This is a genomic window from uncultured Algoriphagus sp. (assembly GCF_963974365.1).
In the GTDB taxonomy this organism is placed as follows: Bacteria; Bacteroidota; Bacteroidia; order Cytophagales; family Cyclobacteriaceae; genus Algoriphagus.
This window is the reverse complement of sequence record NZ_CAXBBX010000020.1, coordinates 51348-75247: the sequence shown is the minus strand read 5'-3', so window position 1 is coordinate 75247 and position 23900 is coordinate 51348. Positions and strand designations below refer to the sequence as shown.

The following is a 23900-nucleotide window of genomic DNA, read 5'->3' as shown; positions in this document are numbered from 1 at the left end:
CTATTCCAGTTTTCTTCTGTACATCTGAATCGTATTTTCCAAACCATAATATAGCGCATCACACACTAATGCATGGCCAATGGAAACTTCATCCAAGTAAGGAATACTTTGTTTCAGAAAGGCCAGATTATGCAAGTCCAAATCATGCCCGGCATTCAGTCCAAGCCCAAGTGCTTGCGCGATTTCAGCTACTTCTACATAGGGTTTCACAGCTGCATCCCGATCCTTGTGATAGTTGGTAGCATAAGGCTCCGTGTATAGCTCCACACGATCCGTGCCTGTGAGTTTTGCGGGTTCGAAGTATTTGACCTCTGGATTAATAAAAATCGAAACACGCACGCCAGACTCATGAAGTTCGGCGACGATGTCTTTCAACATTCCCTGATTTGAAATCGTATCCCAGCCATTATTTGAGGTAATGGCTGTTGGAGGATCGGGTACAAGCGTTGCTTGAGCAGGCTTCACTAGGCGCACCAGCTCCATAAATCGCTTATCCGGATAGCCTTCGATGTTGAATTCTGTTGTTACTACTTTCTCCAGATCGAGTACATCCTGATAGCGAATGTGGCGCTCATCCGGCCGTGGATGGACGGTAATCCCTTGTGCGCCAAAGCGCTCTGCATCCAGTGCTACTTTCACTACATTGGGATTGTCAGCTCCGCGGGCGTTGCGAAGAGTGGCGATCTTGTTAATATTTACGCTTAGCTTGGTCATATCCGAGTCGAAAAAGGTATTTTTGTCAGTATTATTAGAAGTGTAACACAAACTTAGGACTAATGAGTTTAAAGCAGAAAATAGAAAGTGAAATTAAATCAGCAATGATCAGAAAAGACAAAACCCGTTTGGGAGCTCTGAGATCTATCAAGTCGCTGATTCTTTTGGAAGAAACAAAAAGCGGTGCAAAAGCTGAAATCACTGAAGAGGACGAGTTGAAGTTATTGACCAAAGCTGCAAAACAGCGTAAGGATTCAGCAGATATCTACCAGCAACAAAACAGAGCTGATTTGTATGAGGTGGAAATGGCTGAGCTGGAAGTTCTGCAGGAATTTCTTCCAAAAGCACTCACGGACGAAGAAATCACTGCTGCTATTCAGGAGATTATCGCCCAAACCGGAGCTACAAGTCCAAAAGATATGGGTAAAGTGATGGGTGTTGCAAGCAAGCAATTGGCAGGAAAAGCTGATGGCAAAGTTATTTCTGAGAAAGTGAAAGCTATACTAAACAGCTAAGTTGAGCATCATAGATATCATCATAGTAGTCATTCTTGGTCTAGGAGCCTATGAAGGATACCGTAGAGGTTTTCTTCTTGGGGTTCTAGGCCTCTTTGGTTTTGTGATTGCCGTGATTTTGGGCATTTATTTTATGTCTCCAATGAATGACTGGCTGGCCGAAAATGTCACAGAATTCAATCTTGGTTTTCCAATTCTAGGTTTTATTGTCGTTTTTGTGCTCACGCTATTATTCATAAAAGTGGCTGGCTGGATACTGAAGCAAGTGATGGATATGGTTTTGTTAGGACCACTCGATGCTATAGTTGGATCTGTGTTTGGTGTGGTGAAAGCTGCATTTTTTGTCAGTTTGTTCTTCTGGCAGGCGGGTCTTTTCAAATTGGAATTACCTAAAAAGTGGACAAAGGATTCCGAAATGCTTTATTTCATTGAGCCTATAGCGCCGGGAATTGTCGCGGCAGTTGAGCCTTTTTTTCCAAGTATTGAAGAAAGCCTGAAGCATCTGGAGGAGGTAGTGGAGAAAATCAAGGATGCTACTACTGATTGATAATTTTGATTCCTTTAGCCACATGTTGGCTGATTTGCTGAGGCAGACCGGGGAGCAATTACTTGTACTTCGCAATGATGTCACACTTGAGGAAATCAAAAAGCTGAACTTTGACGGATTAATTTTATCTCCTGGCCCAGGGATTCCACAGAATGCTGGAAATCTAACTAAAATCTTTGCTGAATATTACGATAAAGTTCCAGTGCTGGGTGTTTGCTTAGGGCATCAGGCAATCGGTGAATTTTTTGGAGCAACCCTGAAAAAGAATGCTGTTCCCACTCATGGAAAAGTCCATCAAGTCAGAAAGACTAAACCTCATCCATTTACGACAAGCATACCTGAATCTTTTAAAGTAACCCGTTACCATTCCTTACAATTAGCCAATTTGCCAGAGGAACTCGAAGTGATTTTGGAAACTGAGTCTGGGGAAGTAATGGGTATTGCACACAAAAACTTACCGATTCTTGGCATTCAATATCACCCTGAAGCGCACCTGACAGAGTATGGGTTGGAGCTGGTGAAAAGCTGGGTTGAGCTACGAAAATTTGAAAGTTAAGAAAATACATCTAGCTAAACCCTTCAAGGGTTAATCTTTAGAAAATTGAACAGTCGCATTTGATTTAAGAACTTGCAATGGCGAACCCTTGAAGGGTTTTGGATATCCTTTGAGGAGCTTTGAAAAATCAATTATTCAACTCCTGCGAAATTCTTACCTTTGTAATTGATTTTGAAATCGAGCATGTCGCAAGCGGCACAAAGAGGAATGTTTATTCATCGTGCGAGATTCCTTCCGATAGCTATCGGGAGGACAATTGAAAAACAATTATTAAACAGATGAAAAAGAAGCCATTCACAGTTGTCTATGAAGACAACCACCTTTTGATAGTCAATAAGGCTGCCGGAATATTGGTGCAGGGAGATAAGACTGGGGATAAGACCTTGACGGATTACCTCAAAGAATACATTGCCAAGAAATACGACAAACCTGGAGCTGTTTTTCTTCACCCGATTCACAGGCTAGATCGCCCTGTAAGTGGATTGGTAGCTTTTGCCCGCACTTCCAAAGGCCTGGAGCGCATGATGGAGATTTTCCGCAAGCGAGAAATTCATAAAGTTTACTGGGCTCTTGTAAAAAGAAAGCCAAGGGAAGAAAGCGGGAAATTGACACATTACCTGGTCAAAGACGAGCAGAAAAATGTAGTGACAGCTCATGATCGAGAAGTCCCAGGTTCCCAAAAAGCTGAGTTGAATTACAAGACACTTGGTTTTATGAATGACCACTGGTTGATCGAAGTTCGACCTGTTTCAGGTCGCCCGCATCAAATCCGGGTACAGCTTGCATCTATGGGTTGCCCGATTCGTGGAGATATCAAGTATGGCTTTGCGAAGCCTAATCCAGATGCGAGTATCAACCTACATGCATTCAATCTGGTATTTGTTCATCCAATCAAAAAGGAGAAGCTTTACCTAAGAGCTGCTGTGCCAGAGGAGGAGTTCTGGGAGCAATTCTTGGAATTCGAAACCATCAAGACGAAAGACCAGCATTTAGATAATTCCTTTAGCGGATAACTACATAACCTTCGGGATTTCATTAATCTCGAAGGTTTTTTTATTTACCGCAGTGAACGCGGAGTTTTACGCAGAGAAGCGCTGAGTTTAGTAGTCTTTAGTTCTTCTTTTTCTATTCTCGCTATTTTTTTCTTCTGACTTTTCATTTTTCATACATGACTAAAATTCATTTAAAGAATTCTTTAACTTTTCGCTATGAAATACATACTCCTGTTTTTAATTGTATCCTTAGCCGCCGCTTGCTCCAGTAAGCAACAGCCAAAAACCATCTATATCGTCCGCCATGCTGAAAAGCAGTTAACCGGGAATGATCCTGAACTATTACTTGCTGGAGATGTACGAGCAAGAAAGCTTGCACAGATTCTAGCGGATCAAAAGATCACTCATATATTCAGTACCGACTATAATCGAACCCGATTGACAGCGGCCCCCACTGCAAGTGAGGCAGGAATTGAAATAGAAATTTACGATCCAAAGAATCATGATGCGTTAGTCGAACAACTTAGAAGCCTAGAAGGAAACATCTTGGTAGTTGGTCATAGTAATACAGTGGGAAAGGTTGCCAACTATTTTGTAGGAGACGGTGAGAAATTCCAGGATTTAGAGGATTCAGAGTACAATTTTATCTATGAGGTAACTTTAGAAAAAGATGGCAATTCCGTTGTGGTAAGGAAGACATATAAAGATTATTGATTTTGGTAAGTCAGTAGCTTGTAAAATTCATTCAATCCTCTCTTTTCCGATTTTTTCCCTACCTTAAAATCTATATTTTAAATTCTATGAATCGCCCAGAAAACCTCAGCCAGCTACAAGACACAACTAAAATTTGGGACATTGCCGTCATAGGCGGAGGCTCTTCGGGATTAGGAGTGGCTTTGGATGCCATCTCAAGAGGGCTATCGGTGGTTCTTTTTGAAAAGGCTGATTTTGCCAAAGGCACCTCAAGTCGAAGTACCAAACTCGTACATGGAGGAGTGAGGTATCTTGCTCAGGGCGATGTGGGGTTAGTGTTCGAAGCACTCAAAGAGCGTGGTAAGCTATTGCAAAATGCCCCTCACTTAGCCCATGACCAACCTTTTATTATCCCTATTTATACCTGGAAGGACCGCATGATGTATAGTGTCGGCCTGAAGGTTTACGATTGGATGTCTGGCAGATTGAGTCTTGGCAAGTCAGAGTTTATTTCTGTTAAAGAAACTCTCAAACGTCTTCCGGGACTGAAACCTGATGGTCTTTATGGCGGAGTAGTCTATCACGACGGGCAGTTTGATGACGCAAGACTAGCGCTGAATATTGCCCAGTCGGCAGATGAAGCTGGCACCTGCGTGTTGAATTATGTCAGTGTGAACAGTTTGGTGAAAAATGAAGCTGGAAAGATTACCGGATTGAATGTTTCAGATAAACTAACCAGAGAAAAATATTTGGTCAATGCAAAAATGGTGGTGAATGCTACCGGAGTTTTTGCGGATAAAATTTTACAGATGGATAATCCTGAGGCTGCAAGAATGATTCAGCCAAGTCAAGGAATTCATTTGGTTTTAGATCTTGATTTTCTAGGTGGAAAAGACGCCCTGATGATTCCTGAAACGAAAGATGGAAGAGTGCTTTTTGCTGTTCCATGGCATGGAAAGCTCGTGGTAGGAACTACCGACACGCTTCGTGAAAAGCCAAAATTAGAACCAGAGGCACTTCAGAAAGAAATAGATTTTGTACTGGAAACTGCTGCAGGATATTTAGCTAAAAAGCCTACTAGAGCAGATGTAAAGTCGGTTTTCGCAGGCCTTAGACCACTAGCTAGACCAAAAGAAGGAAGTACGAAAACCAAAGAGATTTCACGCTCTCATAAAGTGATTTTATCAGAAAGCGGATTAGTTACTTTGACTGGAGGTAAATGGACTACATTCCGGAAAATGGGTGAAGATACAGTGGAGTATTTCACAAAAGTCACTGGTGAAAAACTGAGAGACAGTAAGTCTCTGGATATGAAAATCCATGGGGCGACCAACCGCGTTCCTGAAGGCCACTGGGGAATTTATGGGTTTGATGCCAAGCCTATCCAAGACCTCATAAAGGAAAACAAAACTTGGGAAGAAAAGCTGCATCCTGATTTCCCCAATATAGAGGCAGAAGTGATCTGGGCTGTGCGTGAAGAGATGGCGGTGAAGGTGGAGGATGTATTGGCCAGGAGAATACGGATGCTATTCCTAGATGCACAGGCTTCCATAGATTCTGCTCCTACAGTAGCTAGGTTGATGGCTGCTGAATTGGAGAAAGACGAAGCATGGATAGAATCAGAATTGGCTGACTTTAATAGGACAGCTTCGAAATATTTGATTAAAAAATAACCCACAAATAACCCAAAATGAGCCAAAATAATACCTATATAATGGCTCTAGACCAAGGTACTACAAGTTCTAGAGCCATTCTTTTTGATAAAAAAGGCAAGATTATCTCAGTCGCCCAAAAGGATTTTAAGCAACATTTCCCAAAAGCAGGCTGGGTAGAACATGATCCGGATGAAATCTGGACTTCCCAGTCATCTGTGATGATAGAATCCCTGGTCAATAAAAAAATCAAAGCAAATCAGGTGGCTGCCATTGGTATCACCAATCAGCGGGAAACGACTATAGTTTGGGATAGAAAAACAGGCAAAGCGATTTATAACGCCATCGTCTGGCAAGATCGACGAACTGCCAATTACTGTAACGAGCTGAAGGATAAGGGACATTCTGAAATGGTAGTTTCCAAGACAGGGCTGATCATTGACGCGTATTTTTCTGCCACCAAAATCAAATGGATTCTAGATAATGTAGATGGAGCAAGAGAAAGAGCCGATGCTGGTGAACTTGCATTTGGAACGGTAGATTCCTGGCTGATTTGGAACCTCACTTCCGGCAAAACGCATATCACAGATATCACAAATGCCAGCCGTACCATGCTTTTCAATATCCATTCGCAGGAATGGGATCAGGAGTTGATGGATTTGTTTGAAATTCCAGCATCGCTCTTACCTGAAGTAAAATCATGTAGTGAAGTCTATTGCGAAACTGCTGGAGATGTCTTAAGTGTAAAAATCCCAATCGCTGGAATTGCCGGGGATCAGCAGGCTGCCCTTTTCGGGCAACTTTGCACCGAGCCGGGAATGGCAAAAACCACCTATGGTACGGGATGCTTTTTGGTCATGAATACGGGCTCTGAAGCGGTCAGATCAAAGAATCAATTGCTTACTACTGTTGCATGGAAAATCGGAGATGAGATCAATTATGCCTTGGAAGGTTCAGTATTTATTGGCGGAGCAGCTATTCAGTGGCTTAGAGATGGAATAGGACTTTTGGGTCATGCGAGAGAAAGTGAGCGTTTGGCAGAAAGTATAGATGGAAATGATGGGGTTTACTTCGTTCCTGCACTTTCAGGTTTGGGGGCACCGCATTGGGATCAAAATGCCAGAGGAGCTTTTTTTGGAATCACAAGAGGTACAGAGAAAGCGCATATGGCTAGGGCGGCTTTGGAAGCAATTGCTTACCAAGTTTATGATGTGCTAAAAGCTATGGAAAAGGATGCCGGCAAGCCAACCAAAGAACTTCGTGTAGACGGTGGGGCTACAGCCAATAATTTTCTGATGCAGTTTCAGGCAAACTTGCTGGATTGCGAAATCAAACGACCAGAGATTATCGAGACCACAGCTATTGGAGCAGCATTTTTGGCGGGCTTAGCAATTGGGTTTTGGGAGGATCGAGATGAAATCCAAGAGCTATGGAATGCTGATAAAAGCTTTACTCCAAGTATGGAAAAAACAGATCGAGATAAATTGATACATTTTTGGCACAAAGCGGTGGAGCGCTCAAAAAACTGGGTTGAATAATGAATGTATATCTAGCAGAATTAATAGGAACAGGTCTGTTACTATTATTGGGTTCAGGAGTTGTTGCGAACATGCTTTTACCAAAAACCAAAGGTCATGGAGGAGGAATCATGGAGATCAGTACGGCTTGGGCTTTGGCAGTTTATGTTGGGGTAGTGGTAGCAGGGCCATACAGTGGCGCGCACTTGAATCCAGCGGTAACTATCGGCCTCGCTTTGACAGGGCAATTTGAATGGGCGATGGCGCCGGGATATATTATTGCTCAGGTTTTGGGGGCAATGATTGGAGTTGGAATAGCTTGGCTGTTCTATAAGGATCATTACGATGCTTCGGATGATGCAGGATTGAAGGCTGCGCCATTTGGCACTTCTCCTGCGATAAGAAACCTGCCTTTAAATTTCTTTTCGGAGGTCATTGGGACTTTTGTCCTGATTTTAGTGATCCTCTATAACGATGGAGTGGAAATAGGAGACAGCAATAAAACTCCGATCGGTATGGGTTCTCTGGGAGCAATTCCCGTTGCATTTTTGGTTTGGGTAATTGGCTTGGCTTTAGGAGGAACTACTGGTTATGCCATCAACCCTGCCCGTGATTTTGGTCCAAGACTCATGCACTCCATTTTGCCGATAAAAGACAAAGGAAGTTCTGATTGGGGTTATTCCTGGGTCCCTGTTTTAGGACCAATTGTAGGTGCGGCTTTGGCTGCAGGACTATATTTGGTGGCGGGGGCTTAAGTTTATGCTAAATCCTGCCATGGAAACCCATTTAAAAGCAAAAATGTATATTTGGTGATCGTAATCACCAAATATACATATATTTGGTGATTACGATCACTGAATATGCATATTCCACGTATTTTATTCGAGGTATTAAACGCGAAAATTGACTTCAAAAAAGCCATTTTATTGCTTGGACCAAGGCAAGTTGGGAAGACTACGCTGGTGAAAAAATTAGCAGGATCACTCTCCACAAACTTCCTGTATTTAAATGGGGATGAAGCTGGAGTCCAAAGCTCGCTTGCAGAGCCTAGTATTTCGTTTCTCCGATCCTATTTAGGACAAAGTAAAGTAGTGGTAATAGATGAAGCACAACGCATTCCCTCTATAGGACTGACTCTTAAACTTATCGTGGATAACTTCAATGATATTCAACTCCTCGTAACAGGATCTTCTGCATTGGAGCTTTCCAGTACAATTAATGAGCCTCTGACAGGCAGGAAATGGGAGTATAAAATGTATCCATTAAGTTGGAAGGAAATAAGTCATTCTTTAGGAATGCCGGAGGCACTAGGCAGTTTGGAAACCAATTTAGTTTTCGGAACTTATCCGGAAGTTGTTACTCAAAAAGGCAATGAAATCCCAGTTTTAACTAATCTTGCAACGAGTTATCTATATAAAGATTTACTGAATTTTCAGGGGATCAGAAAGCCCGAACTTTTGAACAAAATATTACAAGCATTGGCTTGGCAGGTAGGCTCAGAAGTTAGTTTTAATGAATTGAGCAGAACAGTTCAAGCAGATAAGGTTACTGTTTCCAACTATATAGATCTTCTGGAGAAAGCATTTATTATAACAAGGCTTAATCCATTTTCAAGAAACCTTAGATCTGAAATTAGCTCGAGTAGAAAAATATACTTTATTGATAATGGTATTAGAAATGCCATCACAGGTAATTATGCTCCAGTTTCAGGTAGAAATGATATTGGAGCACTGTGGGAAAATTACTTGATTTCCGAGAGACAAAAGCTTCTGGCATATCATGGATTTTATGGACAAAGCTATTTCTGGAGGACAAGTAGAGGCCAAGAAATAGACTATATCGAAGAAATTGATGGTAAACTTTATCCCTTTGAGTTCAAATGGAATCCAAAAGCAAAGGTGAAGTTCCCAGCAACATTTCAGGAAACCTATTCAGCTGAAAAACCGAGAATAATCCATCGAGAGAATTATTGGGAATGGTTAAATTCCTACCCATACAGAAAAGCCTGAAATCTTCGAAGATCTCAGGCTTTTATCATTTACTAGTGATTGGGAATTATTTCAATATTTCCCGGGCAATTACCATCTTTTGTATTTCAGAAGTTCCTTCGCCAATCGTACAAAGCTTGGAGTCACGGTAGAATTTCTCCACTGGATAGTCTTTGGTAAAACCATATCCACCAAAGATTTGGACCGCATCATTGGAAACGGACACAGCCACTTCAGAGGAATAATACTTGGCTTGTGCTCCAGCAAGCGTCACTTTTTCTCCTCGGTTTTTGAGATCAGCGGCTTTAAAGATTAACAGGCTGGAAGCCTCAACCTGAGTTGCCATATCAGCAAGCTTAAAGGAAATGCCTTGAAATGAGCTGATAGGTTTATTGAACTGCTGGCGTTCTTTAGAGTATTGAATTGATGCTTCCAGTGCTCCTTCGGCAATACCTTGGCCTAATGCTGCTATGGAAATTCTCCCACCATCCAGAATCTTCATGGATTGAATAAAGCCATCACCAACTTTGCCCAAAACCTGACTTTCGTGCACAATGCAATCATCGAAAAGCATCTCAGCAGTTTCCGAAGCACGCATACCCAGCTTATCTTCTTTTCTTCCGCCTTTGAATCCTGGAGTGCCTCGCTCTACGATAAAGGCGGTCATTCCATGTGAATCACCGATTTCCCCGGTTCGTGCGATCACAACTGCCACATCACCTGACACGCCGTGAGTGATAAAGTTTTTTGCTCCGTTGATGATCCAAGAATCACCTTCTTTCTTTGCTACGGTTCGCATATTTCCTGCGTCTGAGCCCGTATTGGGTTCGGTCAGGCCCCATGCTCCAAGCCATTCGCATGTCGCAAGTTTGGGCAAGTATTTTTTCTTTTGCTCTTCATTTCCAAACATCATGATATGTCCTGAGCAAAGGGAGTTATGTGCTGCCATAGAGAGACCGACCGAGGGGTCTAGCTTCGAAAGCTCCACGATAGCGGTGACATATTCTAAGTATCCAAAACCAGAGCCTCCATATTCAGTAGGAATCAAAACTCCCATGAGTCCGAGTTCGCCTAGTTTTTTAAAAAGATCTATGGGGAAATGCGACCTATCATCCCAATCCTTTCGGAAGGGAGTGATCTCTTTGGCTCCAAAATCACGAATCATCTCTGCGATCATTCGTTGATTTTCATTATGTGTGAAATTTAGCATTACTATGATATTTGGGTTTATTTTCTACTATAAGAACCCTAAGATTCAGAAATAGTTTGGTATCAGCAAATCATGGGAATCCATAGTATATTCTTTTTTTAACTCATTCTCAATCAATAAAATATGGATTTGAGGAATTGATCTTGGTATTCTAGCTTCATTTAAATTATTACCCACTTTTAATAGAATCTTGCTAGAGAAATCTTTTTTGACTTATTTCCCACCAAACCAATTGTTTATGAATTCATTTTACCGGTTCCTTGGAGTTTTTTCTATTCTTCTATATACGCAGGTTCTCTCTGCGCAGACAACATCGGAGTTGTTAGACAGCCTCAAAACTGAGCTTTCTGAAGCCAAAACAGCCAATGATCGTTCTTTAATACTTTCAGAACTGACCTGGTATTATGTGCCAGTTTCTCAGGACACAGCGATTATGTTTGGTGAGGAAAATATAGAAGTTGCAAAATCACTCGACAATCCTGATATGCTAGCTCAGGCTTACAGCGACCTTGGATACGCCAATATGGAAAAGGGGGAGTTGATCAAAGCAAGGAAGAATTATCAGCAAGCTTTGGAATTGCGCTATGAGACAGGTGATTCTACCAAGATTTACGGAACGATTACAAATCTTGGGTCAGTGTATCAGCGAGATTTTCAGTCGGATTCCGCCATGGTGAATTACCTTAAAGCTCTAAGTTTTTTTGAGCGTACTGGGAATGATCGCAATGCCGACTTTGTACGAAATAACATCGGTGTGATTTACTTGGAAATGAGGAATTATCCAAAGGCTTTAGAGATTCTTCAGGAGGTCGCAGAATATAGAAAGGCTCAGAATGATGACTACTTATATGCTTCTACACTTACCAACATTGCCAGTATTTATAAAAACCTAAAGGACTATCAGAACTCAGAAAAAACTTATTTAGAAGCATTGCAGATTTTCATAGAAGAGGGTGATGACTACTACACCGCGACTACTTATAATAATCTTGCAACCCTCTACAATGCCCAAAAGAATAGTAAACTTTCCATTTCCTATGCAGAAAAGGGTCTGGAACTCGCAGCTCAGGTAGGTGCAGATTATGACTATGCTTTATTGGAATCAAATCTTGCGCAGTCTTACCACGACCTCAAAGATTACACTCAATCCCGGGAGTATTACCTGCGTGCATTGTCACACTTCAAAGCCCAAAATGCGGAAGATGATATAGCTACCATGTATCTTTTGATGTCCCCGGTATATGCAGCATTGGGTATGCCGGATAGCTCAGCATATTATACGGAATCCTATTCTGAGCTGAACAAGAAATTGACCGAACAGGAGATCCAGCAACTCACATCTGATCTGGAAGCACGCTACCAATCTGAGCAAAAAGATGCAGCCATCTCCCAGCAACAGCTCGAGCTCAGAAATAAGAATATTCAGCTTTATGGTTCTTTGTTACTAGCGCTAGTTCTAGGAGTAGTTGGGTATTTGCTTTATAGCCAGCAAAAGCTGAAAAACCGTCAACTTAAGCAAGAAGGAAAATTGAAAGTGGCGTTGGGCCAAATCGAAACTCAGAATAAACTTCAGGAACAACGTGTGCTTATTTCCCGAGATCTTCATGATAATATTGGAGCTCAGCTCACCTTCATCATTTCTGCGATCGAAAACCTCAAGTATTTTGACCCGATCAAAGACACGCTTACTCACAGATATGACTCCATTGCGGATTTTACCAAGCAAACCATTACCGAGCTACGGGACACGATCTGGGCGATGAACTCAGGGCAAATTACCCTGGGTCAGCTTTCAGCTAGAATTTCAGATTACCTTGATCGAGCAGGAATCTCTACCCGTGGAATCACCTTCGACTTTGATGTGGACAATAGTCTGGATCCAGACTATAGTATTGTTTCTTCCAAAGGAATTCAGATTTATAGAATAGTGCAGGAAGCAATTCAGAATTCCCTTAAATACGCTTACCCAAGCCAAATCATGGTGAGTGTCGCAGAAATTGATAATCAATTCCAACTGGAGGTAAAGGATGACGGGACGGGGTTTGAGGAATCAAAGATTAAGCAGGGTAATGGGTTATATAACATGCGAAAGCGAGCTGAGGAGCTTGGTGGAAAGCTGGACATACAGTCAGAAAATGGTAAGGGAACAGCAGTTACACTAATAATCCCGAAGAAATAACTCGATCGGAGGATAAGCTCTTCTGATGATGCGGTGCAAATAGTCCATTTGCCGTATTACCTCAGCCTAGAAGATTGTCTAGATTTGAAAAGCTCCAACTTTTCATCATTTAATGGTTCTATCCATTTTTGAAAATCACTTACTCGGCATTTTAGTGCTTTTGGTTTTGGGTAGCATCATACTACTCCATTACTTATTGTTTCGGGAATATATCCGACAAGATAGGATTCAAGTAAAGCGGATGCGTGAGATGGAAGGATTGGTGCAAACGGAGATAAAACGCTCACAAGGACTTAGCAACCAAGTAGGAGAGCTCTCCCAAATCAAAGAAAAAACACAGGAACAGTTAGATTTAATAAAGCTTCAGGTCGAGGCAGTGAAGAAGGATTCTGAAAATTGATAGGATGCAAACCAAGCTAAAATTTACTTGTTAATAGTGCGTTTGCCGTATTCCCTATTAGTGCATATTGATTGATTTTTGGTTATTCAAAATCAACGAAAAGCAAATGAAAAACTCTAGACTATTTTTATTCCTTTTTCTCTCACTTTCCATCCTAGCTACTTCCTGCTCAAAAGACGACAATGATCCGGAACTAGGAGATTGTAGTACAGTTTGTACTGGAACTATTGCAAGTGGAGAAACTGCAGGAACAGTGGCTCCTTCTATTGTGGGAAAATATACATTGACCATGCAATATGCGACAGCAAACAGCCCTTTTCCTGATGGTACAGTTGGTGAATTTGAAGTATATTCTGATAATAAACTTTACGCTAAGATCGGTGACAAATGTGTGACAATAAGTAACCCAATTCAAAGTGGTACTGCTGAAGTTGTATTCAAAGACAACTGCGTATTCAATCTTAAATTTGGTGTTTCAGAGAAAAATGGAGGTGGCTTAAATGAAATTAATATTGGAAGCAGCACTGAGTTTTTAGGGCAATTTCATCTATAATTATTTACGGAAAACAGATCTGTTAACAAAAAAAGGCAGGAGCTATGAGTTAGCTCCTGCCTTTTTACTGTTTGTGATTTTGTCTTACCAGAAGATCGGCCCTTTCCCTAAGTACTTTTCAGCAATCGGAAGGTAGTACTCCTTCACATCTTCCAGATCATAGATTTTTGGTGACTTGGTGTATAAGTCATACTGATTGAAATCCAAAATCCATTCCTTGTACTTTGCATCTTGCGGAGCTTCAAATTGGGAGTAACTTCCGCCATTGTGCCAAGGGTAAAAAGAGTGATAGCGAACCATCACCATACCAGCTTCAGGGATCGTGTTCTCAGGATGATTTTTCAAAACTTGGTAGAAGTACTCATCATGTCCCCAAGCTAATTGGAGATTGTCCAAGCCACAACCGCTTTCATAAACCCCCATTTCAGTATTGTAGCGAGGATCTTTCATGTCAGGATTCAGTTCATTGAACTCAGAGTAAACGCAGGTATCAGGCAATTTTGATCCAACTACAAATACGTCACCAACCAATCCCCATTGCTCGTCCTGGCTTGTTCCGTCCTCATCAGATCCGAATAGATACATCACTTTGCCAAGATCATGAATCAAACCGACCAACTGCATCCAATCAGGACGATTGTCAGCACGTAAGGCTTCTGCAGATTGAATCAAATGCTGCACATTAGGAAGGTCAAGGTCTGGATCGCTGACGTCAATGAGTGCATTGAGCTTTTCCATCGCATCCCAAAGGTTCATCGGCTTGTCAAACGTTAGATATTTTGACTTCATCCGCTGCACATAATCGTAAGTCTGATACATGCGCATTTTTCTGTAATGCTCTTTCACGGCAGCTTTGATGTCTACCTTGTTATAATTTCTGAATTCCTTTTCTGTAGTTTCCATAGCCTTAAGCGATTGTACCTAAAATTACATAAATAATTACTGTGATCGCAATCAAAATCCAGCCCAGCGTTTTGGCATGTCTCCAAGGAACGATGCTGAGTTTGCCTGAATCGACCATTACAAATGGGATTTTTACTGGAAATTGTGCAGATACCAAATGCATCACTATCAGATTGAGTATAAACTCTATTCCCCAAATATGAACGAAATGGATGTTGACTTTGAGTATCAAATCCATAAGAATGTAGAAAACTAGTCCAAAAACTAATCCTGCTTTGGCTCCAGCAGCAGATACTTTTGGGAAAAAGAATCCTGCTATAATCACTGTAGCCATCGGGATAAAGAAAATGCCATTTAGCTGCTGCAAAAGCTGATAAAGCCCTGCCGGTGCATTGGCCACAAAAGGTGCAACAAGAATAGAAACAATCGCCAAAATCGCTGAAACCCACTTTCCGATTCGGACTAGCTGTCCTTCCTTAGCTGATTTCTTGATATAAACTTTGAAAATATCCAGACTGAAAATAGTCGCTGCGCTATTCAAAGCGCTATTGAAGGTACTCAAAATTGCCCCCATGATCACAGCAACAAAGAATCCTGTCATCCACGGCGGAAGCACTCGCTTGACCAATTCTGGATAGACACTGTCCTGAGAATCAAAAAGCGTATCACCGAAATAATAGAAGCCTATAATCCCAGGAAGGACAATCACCAGCGGGATCAGGATTTTCAAAATCCCTGTAAACAATAATCCCTTTTGCGCTTCTTTCAGACTCACCGCTCCTAGTGCTCGCTGCACAATGGATTGATGCATGGTCCAGAAATACAATTGATTGATGATCAAGCCTGTGAAAAGCACGCTGAAAGGCAAAATGGAATCTCTGGATCCCGGACCGATAGAAGGTTCTTTGCTGATCACGTTGAATTTCTCGGGAGCATTATTAAAGACCTTTACCAAGCCATCAAGCACATTTCCATCTCCTATATCCCAAAACGCAAAAATAGGAACGAGCAAACCAGCGATCAGCAAGCCAAAGCCATTAATGGTGTCTGTGTAAGCAACCATTTTCAAACCACCAAAAATCGCATAAACTGCTCCGATTACTCCCACCACGACTACTGTAAGCCAAATTCCTTCTTTTTGTGTGATCCCAAGTGTTTCCGAAATCCCAAAAATTGATTCAATATTTATCGCTCCTGTATAGAGTACAATTGGAAGTAAGGTGACTACAAATGATGTGATAAGTAAAAGCGAAATCAGCGCCTGCGTCATTTTATCATACCTTTTCTCCAAAAACTCAGGAATGGTAGTCAATCCCATCCTCAGGTATTTTGGGATAAAGTAAAGTGCGCCGATCACCAAAGCGATGGCTGAAGTGACTTCCCAAGCGATAATGATCGCTCCGTTTTTATAAGCTGATCCATTCATTCCCACGAGATGCTCTGTGGAAATATTGGTCAGCAACATGGAACCGGCTATGACAACGCCAGTCAGACTCCGACCACCTAGAAAATACCCGTCTTGGGTTGCGAGATTTTGCTTGCGCAGCATCCACGTGGAGTAGATAGCTACGAAGCCTGTGAAGGCTAGAAAACTAAAAAGAGTAAGCAATTATTTTGGGTTGTGTGGGTTTATTGAAATTGTATTCTGGAAAAATAGGAAAATAGAATTGTTGTGGCAATAAAAGAGTAGTCTTCTGATAGTATTCTTCTTTGAGTGAATATGTTGGCAGAATACAGACTCCTAAAATTTCCTTACTTTTCAATCCAAATTCCAATTACAGAGTATCCATCGCGACTGGTAAACCAATCTTTATCTATGAAAATCCTTTCTATACTACTACTAAGTTTTTTGATCTCCACTTTCACTTTTGCCCAAGACATCACCGGACAATGGAATGGAGCACTGAAAGTTCAGGGAACCCAACTTCGCTTAGTTTTTAATGTGAAGAAAACTGATACTGGATTTAGTTCGACCATGGATAGTCCTGATCAAGGCGCATTTGGGATTCCAGTGACTTCGACCAGTTTTGAAGATGGTACATTGAAAATCTCGATTACCAACGCCAATATAAAGTACGAGGGAACACTAGGTGATGACAATGTTATCATCGGAGTTTTTACTCAGGCGGGCCAGTCTTTTCCTATGAATCTGTCCAGAGAGGAAATAGAAAAAGTAGTCTCGAAAAGACCACAGGAGCCTCAAAAACCTTTTCCTTACCGCTCTGAAAATGTGATTTTTGATAATAAACAGGCGGAAATATTACTGGCTGGTACACTTACGCTGCCCGAGCAAGACGGGATATACCCAGCGGTGGTGCTGATCTCAGGGTCCGGTCCGCAAAATCGTGATGAAGAATTAATGGGGCATAAGCCTTTTTTGGTTTTGTCGGACTATCTGACTAGAAATGGGATTGCTGTTTTGCGCTTTGATGATCGAGGCACGGCAGCTTCCACAGGTGATTTCAGTGCAGCTACTTCTGTTGACTTTGCCACGGATGTAGCTTCGGCTGTGCAGTATTTGCAGTCAAGACCTGACATTTACAAAAGTAAAATAGGCCTAGTCGGGCATAGTGAGGGTGGGATCATCGCGCCTATGGTGGCGGGAGATTCTGATGACATTGACTTTATCGTGTTGCTTGCGGGGACTGGCATCAGAGGTGATAAACTACTTCTTGCGCAACAAACACTGATCGGGGAAGCTGCCGGGATGAGCCCCAATCAGCTTGAAGAAAATGAGATGATCAGCAGGAAAGCTTTTGAAATCATGGTCAAAGATCAAAGCGATGAGGAACTTGAAAATGGTATCAAAGCCTACATGACTCAGGTGTTTCGCAATATCCCGGTAGAAAATGTGCCCGGAGGTATGACCGAGGAGGAGTTTGTTGCAGCTCAAGTGACCCAACTTACCAGTCCCTGGATGCTGTATTTTATCAAATATGATCCTGCTCCAGCCCTGGAAAAAGTAAGCTGTCCGGTACTGGCGATCAATGGAGAAAAAGACCTCCAAGTCCCACCAAAGGAGAACTTGGAAGCAATCAAAGCTGCCTTAGCAAAAGGAGGAAATACGAACGTGACTACGGTGGAACTGGCCGGGCTGAATCACCTATTTCAAGAGGCAAACACTGGGGCACCTAGCGAGTATGCCGAGATAGAGCAGACCTTCTCCCCAAAAGCTCTCGAGGTGATTACCAATTGGATCAAGGAGCAGGTGAATTAAAATTAAGCTGTTGTTTTGATTACTTAAATCCATCTAACTTTTTAGTAAGCTAAACTTGCTTTTAGACGATCATTAATCGCCAAAGCAATCGTCTTTTTGACCAATTCACTAGCGTTGACAAATGTGGATTTAGACTTCAATTCTGGAAAGGGGAATTTCAAAAGCAACTTACCAAAACATTCATCAGAAAAACTGTGGGAAACGAAATCAACTCCTTTAAAATCAAAAATCACAAAATCATTTGATTCAAGAAGTTGTTCTATCTGCACACGTATTTCTTGCCCTAGAACTCTTGTTCCAAGGTTGCTAGCAAAACTATTAAATAAGATAGTGTGTGTCATTTTCGGTTCTAAAAGATTTTCAAATTTACCAAAGGTTCTCAAGATTGCCAAACTGGGATTCTTTAAACTCTTGAAACATATCGAGTTGACCCGAATCTTCCCCAAATATTTCTTTATAATTAACGGAAATATTCGTGTTAATTCTAAGGTAATTTATAGTGCCTTTCCATTGAGGAGTTTCATATAACGTTCCGTTACGAAGACATGAAGCTCCTGAATAGATTATAAAGTCTCCTTTATTTTTACTCATCATTTCTGAAGTAGCCCAAAGGCCAAAACCTAATCCTAGGCTATTGGTAACTCCCCTTTCTATACATCTAGTAACGGCTTCTGGTTCGGAAAGGTCTATAAATCTGGATTTTGGATGTCCTGTCAAAGCAGCATGGATTCCTTGCCCAGTGTCTGCAATGATAATCCTAATTTCTTGCGATCTGGGGAAGAATTGAGCAACTACAAACCCTGTACCAGCCCCATATCTGAATTCGGGACTAGAGTGGTTAAGTGTGTTGTCAAGAACTTCATACAAACAAAAATTCAGAACTGTTAGCATATCTTCATTCACACCGTTCACAATTAGGATTCGCATTATTTCTGCAAATACGATATTGATATTTGTCTCGTTGAACTTTGATATCTCGATAAATCTACCTTGCCTATCTCTTCTTATAAAACCCTCTTCAAGTTCAATCCCAAGAATTTCAAAAAAATTTATCCTACAGGCATAATTAGCTCTATTTGAATTTCGATTAAAATTAACCATAGAACAAATTACTTTTATATCGTTTCTTTTTAGGTATTCAATCCGAGCTACAAGAAGTAATAGTAAATCAGGGTAGATAAAGCCAGTACCATTAAGGTCAACTTGTAATTCTAATTCATCTCCAGACTCTAAGTGGTTTAGTTTTGTTAATGCTTCAAGTAAATCACGCTGTGATGAGATGTGATTAAAATCAATTAATACAGCAATTTGATGAGACATTTTAGAATTGAATACTGGTGGAGGAAGTTAAGTTGGTCAGCTCAATAATCGTTAATTCTAATTTCAAAAGTTAGGTATTTAATCGCTGATTTAGTTCGAAATCACCCTATCTAGTTATTTATCCTGTTTATAATTCCAATACCTTGTCTCAGTGTACGAATCAAACACACCTTCAATTCCATAGCCATGTTAAATTGCTCTGTCTATTCATTGGAAAATTATTTCAAAACCCAAAGCCTAGCTGTCTGATTGCTATTTCTTCTCCGGTGAAAGGAATAGTGGCAATCGTATAAAATTTCCGGATTCGCTTGGTGTCTATTTTGCGTCTTAAAAGTGTTAATTTATTCACTTCAAAAGACGCTTCAATCTCATGATTCTGCCAATCAGCCCAGGCTAGACTATGTTGTTCTGGAGTCATTCCTCTAGCAATTGAAATATGAGGAGTTTTATGGAATTGTGGTTTGTAGAGTAATGGGTTGGTAAACTGACTAAGCTCAATTATAATTTGCACGAGGTGATACTTATTGAAAATATCGACAAACACAGTGTTAGGAAATTGGCCGATTCCGTTTAGTTCTGCTGTAAATGGCTCCACCGTTTTTCCAAAGCGTTTGAGGTTTTCGATAAGTCGCATTTCCCGATAATTTGATTGCAGGCAGTTCATGATACTAATATGTGGTTTGAAAATGTCTGCCATTGTGCAGCCATATCTTTTCGTAAAATACTGTTTGTACGGCATGATCAACCCACAGATTTCCTGACTTGGTGAAATGATTAGGAAGTATTCATAGATATTGGGCTTCATAACTTTAAGATGTTCGTTTTATACAGATAGAGTAGAAAGCGCTGAGATTGGCGGTACCTCCTTCTTATCCTTCAGCCCCACTTTCCACATGTCATATACATCCACGGCGAAGGTGCCAAAGTCCTCTACTACTTTTCCACGCATTTTGTAAAAGCCTTTGCCTTGAAAAGGAAAGCGCTTCAGCGAAGGTGGGAAATGCACCGTATCCAGCCAGTCGCCCTTGGGATCCAGAAAAGTCCCGAAAGCCATGTGCTCCCGGTGTATGGTGCGTACGTCTTTCGTGACTACGAGTCGACCGAGAACTTCCACATTTTTCCCTAATAACTGAGGAAGTTGGGCAGCCAGCACAGTTCCTTTGCCATCGTGAGCACAAAGACGAAACATATCCGTCAATGCAAAACCCAGCACATTGATCTCGTCTAGCGCGTCTTCCAGCGGGTAATCAGGGAAGTCAGGTAGAGTAAAGTCCATGGGAGGTTCCTTGAAAAGCGCCGGAGAATCAGGAATAGATGTGAGATGCTTCTGCGCGAAATTGGCTTTCCAAAGCAATTTCTTTTTTCCCAAACCTGTAAAACCAAATGCTCCCACACTGATCAGAATGTTCAGTTGCTCCGGCCCGGCATGCGTGCGCTCGATAAAATCCTCTAAACCCAGATAAACTCCATTGGTCTGCCTTTCTTCCAAGATGAAGTTGCAAAGCTTTTTCTCCAGCTGTTGTATATGGATCAATCCCACAAATACCTCCTCGCCACGGATATTGGTAAGATACTCACTTCGGTTGACGCAGGGCGGGTTGACCTTTGCTCCGGTACGCTTGAGTTCATGGAAATAGAATTCGGTCGCATAGAATCCTCCGAAATTATTGATCACTGCCACCATAAATTCCATGGGAAAATAGGTCTTTAGGTAAAGACTCTGATAGCTTTCCACGGCGAAAGATGCCGAGTGCGCCTTGGAAAAGGAATAGCCGCCAAAGGATTCCATCTGCCTCCAAACTTCCGCTGCGACGGTGTAATCATGCCCAAGTTTCTTGCAGTTGGCAAAATATTTTTCACGGATCTCATTGAAGCGATTGTGCGATCTGTACTTGCCCGACATAGCCCGACGCAGAATATCCGCTTCGCCCATATCTAGTCCTGCGAAGTGATGGGCAACCTTGATTACATCTTCCTGATACACCATCACGCCGAAGGTTTCCTCCAGCAATTCCTTCATTTTAGGATGCAGGTAGATGATCTTTTCGGGGTCGTGAAATCGCTCGATGTATTGCTTCATCATACCGGACTGCGCCACGCCTGGTCGTATAATGGAACTGGCCGCCACAAGTGTGAGGTAATCGTCACATTTGAGTTTGGTGAGGAGCTGCCGCATCGCCGGACTCTCGATGTAAAAGCAGCCGATGGTGTCTGCTTTTCGGATTTGCTCGGCGACTTTGGGGTCGCTCATAAACTCTTCCACCCGATGGATATCGATGTCGATTCCCCGGTTTTGCTTCACCAGTCGAATAGCTTCCTTGATATGCCCCAATCCGCGCTGACTGAGGATATCGAGTTTGAATAAGCCAATTTTCTCTGCCAAAAACATATCGATCTGCGCCGTGCAAAAGCCCTTCGGAGGCAGTTCATTCACGGTGTATTGATAGATGGGCTTCTCGGAAATCAGCATTCCGCCCGGGTGAATGGAAAGGTGATTCGGGAAATTCTCCAGCAGCTGTCCGTATTTCAAAATCGTGCGCTGGATTTTATCCTCATTCATCGGCTGATCCTTGCCTCGGACGAGCTGGTCGATCTCTTCTTTGGGCAGGCCAAAAACTTTACCCAACTCACGGATCACGGCTCTGCGCTGAAAAGTGCTGTACATTCCCAGCAAGGAAACGTGATCTTTGCCGTAACGCTTGAAAATGTAATCGATCACTTCATCCCGGTCTTTCCAGGAAAAATCTATGTCAAAATCCGGCGGGGAAGTCCGGTGAGGGTTGAGAAATCGCTCGAAATATAGATCGAGTTTGATCGGATCCACATCGGTGATTTTCAGGCAATAAGCGATAATGGAATTGGCACCGCTCCCTCGCCCCACGTAGTAAAAGCCACGGTTTTGCGCGTAGCGGATCACATCCCAGACGATCAGGAAATACGCATTGAAATTCAGATCATTGATGATTTTCAGCTCTTTGATTACCCTTGCTTTGGCTACAGGATTATTACCATAGCGATAGTGAAAGCCTTCCATGGCGAGCTTTTCCAACAAAATCCGGTCATCTTCTCCGCTGGCACTGTAATGCTTTTTGTTTTTGTCGGTGCTCAGCTCTGTTTTGATTTCGCACTGATCAATCAACTGTAGCGTGTTGCTGATCATGCCGGGGAAATTTCGAAAAGCGCTCATTAGTGCTGCTTCCGAGACAAACATTTCATCCGGGGAGGCAAAGTCATTTTCTCCCAATTTACTGATCAGCGTATTTTTGCCGATGGCTCGAAGCAAACGATGAATATTGAAAGCCGTTTTGTCTTGAAAAGTCACCGGATGTCGGATGATGTATTTCTTGGGAAAGGCTTCCACCTCCTGCTTTTTCAGGCGATTCAGCTCGCTCGCCAATACGCCGATGAATTCATGTTCTTTTAGGTTTTGCGCAGCAAAGCTTCCAAACGGATAAATAATCAGTACCTCTGAAAAGCAGTCAGGTCGCTCAGGGAAAGCTAATTCCTGCTGTAAATGCTGAGACAAAAACCGATTGATTTCAAGAAGTCCCGCATCATTTTTCGCCAATAAGGTATAGCAGAAAACATCGGCGTTTCGGATTTCTGTTCCGACAATGGGTTTGATGTTTTTTACCCTACAGAAATCCACGAAATCCCAGCTGTCTGCCGTGCTTTTGATATTGGTGAGGCCAAGAGAGGAAAGGCCGCGCTCCGCCGCAGCATCTACAAGTGCTTCGGTGCTGAAGGTGCCATAGCGATAGCTGAACCAGGTTTTACAAGTAATAAACATCTTAGGCGCGGGTTAGGGTGATGGCTCGGGTCAGACTTTTTTCGCCGTAGCGGTTCTTGATCCAATCGATGGCTTGGTACAGGTTTACGCCCTCTTCGGTGTCTTGGAAAAGGTCGATCTGCTGATTTCCCTGTACGAGATGACTGACTTTTACACCAACTAGGCGCACGAGCATTCGCTTTTCATAGAGCTTCGCAAAGAGTTCCTTGGCTCTTTCCAGCAGTACCTCATCCGAACTGGTGTAAGATATAATGCACTGCCGGCTGACGGTATCGAAGTTGGCATATCGGAGCTTCACTGTGATGCAACCGCAGAGCTTGCGTTTCTGGCGGAGCTCAAAGCCGACTTTCTCCGTCATCCGCACGAGCTGGCTATTGAGAAAAGCCATGTCGATGGTGTCCGATTCAAAGGTGTTTTCCGTGCCAATGCTCTTTTGCTCGGTGTAAGGAATGACAGGAGATTCGTCAATTCCATTGGCTTTCCGCGAGAGATCGATTCCTGATTTTCCCAGGAGATTTTGCATCATGCGTGGAGGAATCTCGCTGAGCAGTTTGATGTTTTCCACGCCCATACGCTCCAATAGTGTTGAGGTTTTTTCTCCCACTCCGGGCATTCTTCGGATGGGAAGCGGAGCGAGGTAACCTTTCTCTTTGCCAAAGGGAATGGTGGTTTGCCCATTGGGTTTGGCGTCATGCGTGGCGACTTTGGACACGAGTTTGTTCACTGCCAAAGCACAGGAAATCGGCAAACCGGACTCATCAACAATCTTTTTCCGTAGTTCTTTGGTGAATTTTTCACAGCCAAAAAACCGATCCATTCCTGTCATATCGATGTAAAATTCATCAATGGAAGCTTTCTCCATCAGCGGAACCTGCTCCTGAATTACTTCTGTAACCAAGCGGGACTGTTGGCTGTAGCTGTCATGATCTCCTTTGATATAAAATGCCGATGGGCAAAGTCTCCGCGCCAGCTTCATAGGCATGGCGGAATGCACACCGAATTTCCGCGCCTCGTAACTGCACGAAGCCACTACTCCCCGGTCGGAACTGCCGCCGATGATGACGGGCTTGTCCTTGAGGGCAGAATTTTTCAACCGCTCCACAGACACAAAAAACGTGTCCAGATCCAAATGCACGATATGCCTTTCCATTTCT

The 23900-nt window shown here is 42.4% G+C and carries 22 protein-coding genes; 13 read left to right on the top strand and 9 right to left on the bottom strand.

Annotation, left to right across the window (positions count from 1 at the left end):
• A complete protein-coding gene (locus AACZ87_RS21215; protein WP_339870083.1) occupies positions 1 to 714 on the bottom strand; it encodes a pyridoxine 5'-phosphate synthase in 714 nt (237 codons plus the stop codon).
• 62 nt (positions 715 to 776) lie between these two features.
• Between AACZ87_RS21215 and AACZ87_RS21210 the strand changes: the two genes are divergently transcribed.
• From AACZ87_RS21210 to AACZ87_RS21170, 9 genes are all read left to right on the top strand, one after another.
• The gene (locus tag AACZ87_RS21210) at positions 777 to 1229 is read left to right on the top strand and encodes a GatB/YqeY domain-containing protein (RefSeq protein WP_339870082.1); all 453 of its coding nucleotides are present in this window, start codon (positions 777 to 779) and stop codon (positions 1227 to 1229) included.
• Between the two features lies 1 nt (position 1230).
• Entirely contained in the window at positions 1231 to 1776 is a 546-nt protein-coding gene (locus tag AACZ87_RS21205; protein ID WP_339870081.1) for a CvpA family protein, read from the top strand.
• On the top strand, positions 1760 to 2332 hold the full coding sequence (locus tag AACZ87_RS21200; protein ID WP_339870080.1) for an aminodeoxychorismate/anthranilate synthase component II: 573 nt from the start codon (positions 1760 to 1762) through the stop codon (positions 2330 to 2332). Before AACZ87_RS21205 ends, AACZ87_RS21200 begins: the two co-directional genes overlap by 17 nt.
• Positions 2333 to 2610: 278 nt before the next feature.
• Positions 2611 to 3345 carry an RluA family pseudouridine synthase gene (locus tag AACZ87_RS21195; RefSeq protein WP_283412359.1) on the top strand — a complete coding sequence of 245 codons (735 nt, stop codon included), beginning with the start codon at positions 2611 to 2613 and terminating at the stop codon, positions 3343 to 3345.
• A gap of 195 nt (positions 3346 to 3540) precedes the next feature.
• Complete coding sequence (locus AACZ87_RS21190) at positions 3541 to 4038, top strand: phosphoglycerate mutase family protein (RefSeq protein ID WP_283412360.1); 498 nt, start codon at positions 3541 to 3543, stop codon at positions 4036 to 4038.
• 86 nt (positions 4039 to 4124) lie between these two features.
• Positions 4125 to 5690, top strand: coding sequence for a glycerol-3-phosphate dehydrogenase/oxidase (locus AACZ87_RS21185; RefSeq protein ID WP_339870079.1), 1566 nt, complete (start codon positions 4125 to 4127; stop codon positions 5688 to 5690).
• A 17-nt stretch (positions 5691 to 5707) separates the two neighbouring features.
• Entirely contained in the window at positions 5708 to 7207 is a 1500-nt protein-coding gene (gene glpK, locus AACZ87_RS21180; RefSeq protein ID WP_339870078.1) for a glycerol kinase GlpK, read from the top strand.
• Entirely contained in the window at positions 7207 to 7941 is a 735-nt protein-coding gene (locus AACZ87_RS21175; RefSeq protein WP_339870077.1) for an MIP/aquaporin family protein, read from the top strand. Before glpK ends, AACZ87_RS21175 begins: the two co-directional genes overlap by 1 nt.
• 105 nt (positions 7942 to 8046) lie before the next feature.
• Positions 8047 to 9195, top strand: a complete 1149-nt coding sequence (locus AACZ87_RS21170; RefSeq protein WP_339870076.1) for an ATP-binding protein — start codon at positions 8047 to 8049, stop codon at positions 9193 to 9195.
• A gap of 46 nt (positions 9196 to 9241) precedes the next feature.
• On the opposite strand, the gene AACZ87_RS21165 is transcribed toward AACZ87_RS21170, so the two are convergent.
• On the bottom strand, positions 9242 to 10384 hold the full coding sequence (locus tag AACZ87_RS21165) for an acyl-CoA dehydrogenase family protein (RefSeq protein WP_339870075.1): 1143 nt from the start codon (positions 10382 to 10384) through the stop codon (positions 9242 to 9244).
• Between the two features lie 238 nt (positions 10385 to 10622).
• Here AACZ87_RS21165 and AACZ87_RS21160 point away from each other — a divergent pair, with 238 nt between their 5' ends.
• The 3 genes from AACZ87_RS21160 (at position 10623) to AACZ87_RS21150 (ending at position 13516) form a co-directional block, all read left to right on the top strand.
• The gene (locus tag AACZ87_RS21160; protein WP_339870074.1) at positions 10623 to 12563 is read left to right on the top strand and encodes a sensor histidine kinase; all 1941 of its coding nucleotides are present in this window, start codon (positions 10623 to 10625) and stop codon (positions 12561 to 12563) included.
• Positions 12564 to 12675: 112 nt separating this feature from the next.
• Positions 12676 to 12963: a hypothetical protein gene (locus tag AACZ87_RS21155; RefSeq protein ID WP_339870073.1), complete on the top strand. Its 288-nt coding sequence runs from the start codon at positions 12676 to 12678 to the stop codon at positions 12961 to 12963.
• A gap of 106 nt (positions 12964 to 13069) precedes the next feature.
• Positions 13070 to 13516: a hypothetical protein gene (locus tag AACZ87_RS21150; RefSeq protein WP_339870072.1), complete on the top strand. Its 447-nt coding sequence runs from the start codon at positions 13070 to 13072 to the stop codon at positions 13514 to 13516.
• Positions 13517 to 13600: 84 nt separating this feature from the next.
• Here the strand turns inward: AACZ87_RS21150 and AACZ87_RS21145 are convergent, their stop codons facing one another.
• Complete coding sequence (locus tag AACZ87_RS21145; protein WP_339870071.1) at positions 13601 to 14419, bottom strand: inositol oxygenase family protein; 819 nt, start codon at positions 14417 to 14419, stop codon at positions 13601 to 13603.
• A 4-nt stretch (positions 14420 to 14423) separates the two neighbouring features.
• Positions 14424 to 16028 carry a solute:sodium symporter family transporter gene (locus AACZ87_RS21140; RefSeq protein ID WP_339870070.1) on the bottom strand — a complete coding sequence of 535 codons (1605 nt, stop codon included), beginning with the start codon at positions 16026 to 16028 and terminating at the stop codon, positions 14424 to 14426.
• Between the two features lie 207 nt (positions 16029 to 16235).
• Here AACZ87_RS21140 and AACZ87_RS21135 point away from each other — a divergent pair, with 207 nt between their 5' ends.
• The gene (locus tag AACZ87_RS21135) at positions 16236 to 17636 is read left to right on the top strand and encodes an alpha/beta hydrolase (protein WP_339870069.1); all 1401 of its coding nucleotides are present in this window, start codon (positions 16236 to 16238) and stop codon (positions 17634 to 17636) included.
• A 41-nt stretch (positions 17637 to 17677) separates the two neighbouring features.
• On the opposite strand, the gene AACZ87_RS21130 is transcribed toward AACZ87_RS21135, so the two are convergent.
• From AACZ87_RS21130 to dinB, 5 genes are all read right to left on the bottom strand, one after another.
• Positions 17678 to 18019 (bottom strand): STAS-like domain-containing protein, encoded by a 342-nt coding sequence (locus AACZ87_RS21130; RefSeq protein WP_339870068.1) that lies wholly within the window; start codon positions 18017 to 18019, stop codon positions 17678 to 17680.
• A complete protein-coding gene (locus AACZ87_RS21125; protein WP_339870067.1) occupies positions 18003 to 18956 on the bottom strand; it encodes a hypothetical protein in 954 nt (317 codons plus the stop codon). Before AACZ87_RS21125 ends, AACZ87_RS21130 begins: the two co-directional genes overlap by 17 nt.
• A gap of 223 nt (positions 18957 to 19179) precedes the next feature.
• The gene (locus AACZ87_RS21120; RefSeq protein ID WP_339870066.1) at positions 19180 to 19761 is read right to left on the bottom strand and encodes a 2'-5' RNA ligase family protein; all 582 of its coding nucleotides are present in this window, start codon (positions 19759 to 19761) and stop codon (positions 19180 to 19182) included.
• Between the two features lie 18 nt (positions 19762 to 19779).
• Positions 19780 to 22746 (bottom strand): DNA polymerase III subunit alpha, encoded by a 2967-nt coding sequence (dnaE, locus tag AACZ87_RS21115; RefSeq protein WP_339870065.1) that lies wholly within the window; start codon positions 22744 to 22746, stop codon positions 19780 to 19782.
• 1 nt (position 22747) lies between these two features.
• Positions 22748 to 23896 (bottom strand): DNA polymerase IV, encoded by a 1149-nt coding sequence (gene dinB / locus AACZ87_RS21110; RefSeq protein ID WP_339870064.1) that lies wholly within the window; start codon positions 23894 to 23896, stop codon positions 22748 to 22750.
• Positions 23897 to 23900 lie beyond the last annotated feature (4 nt).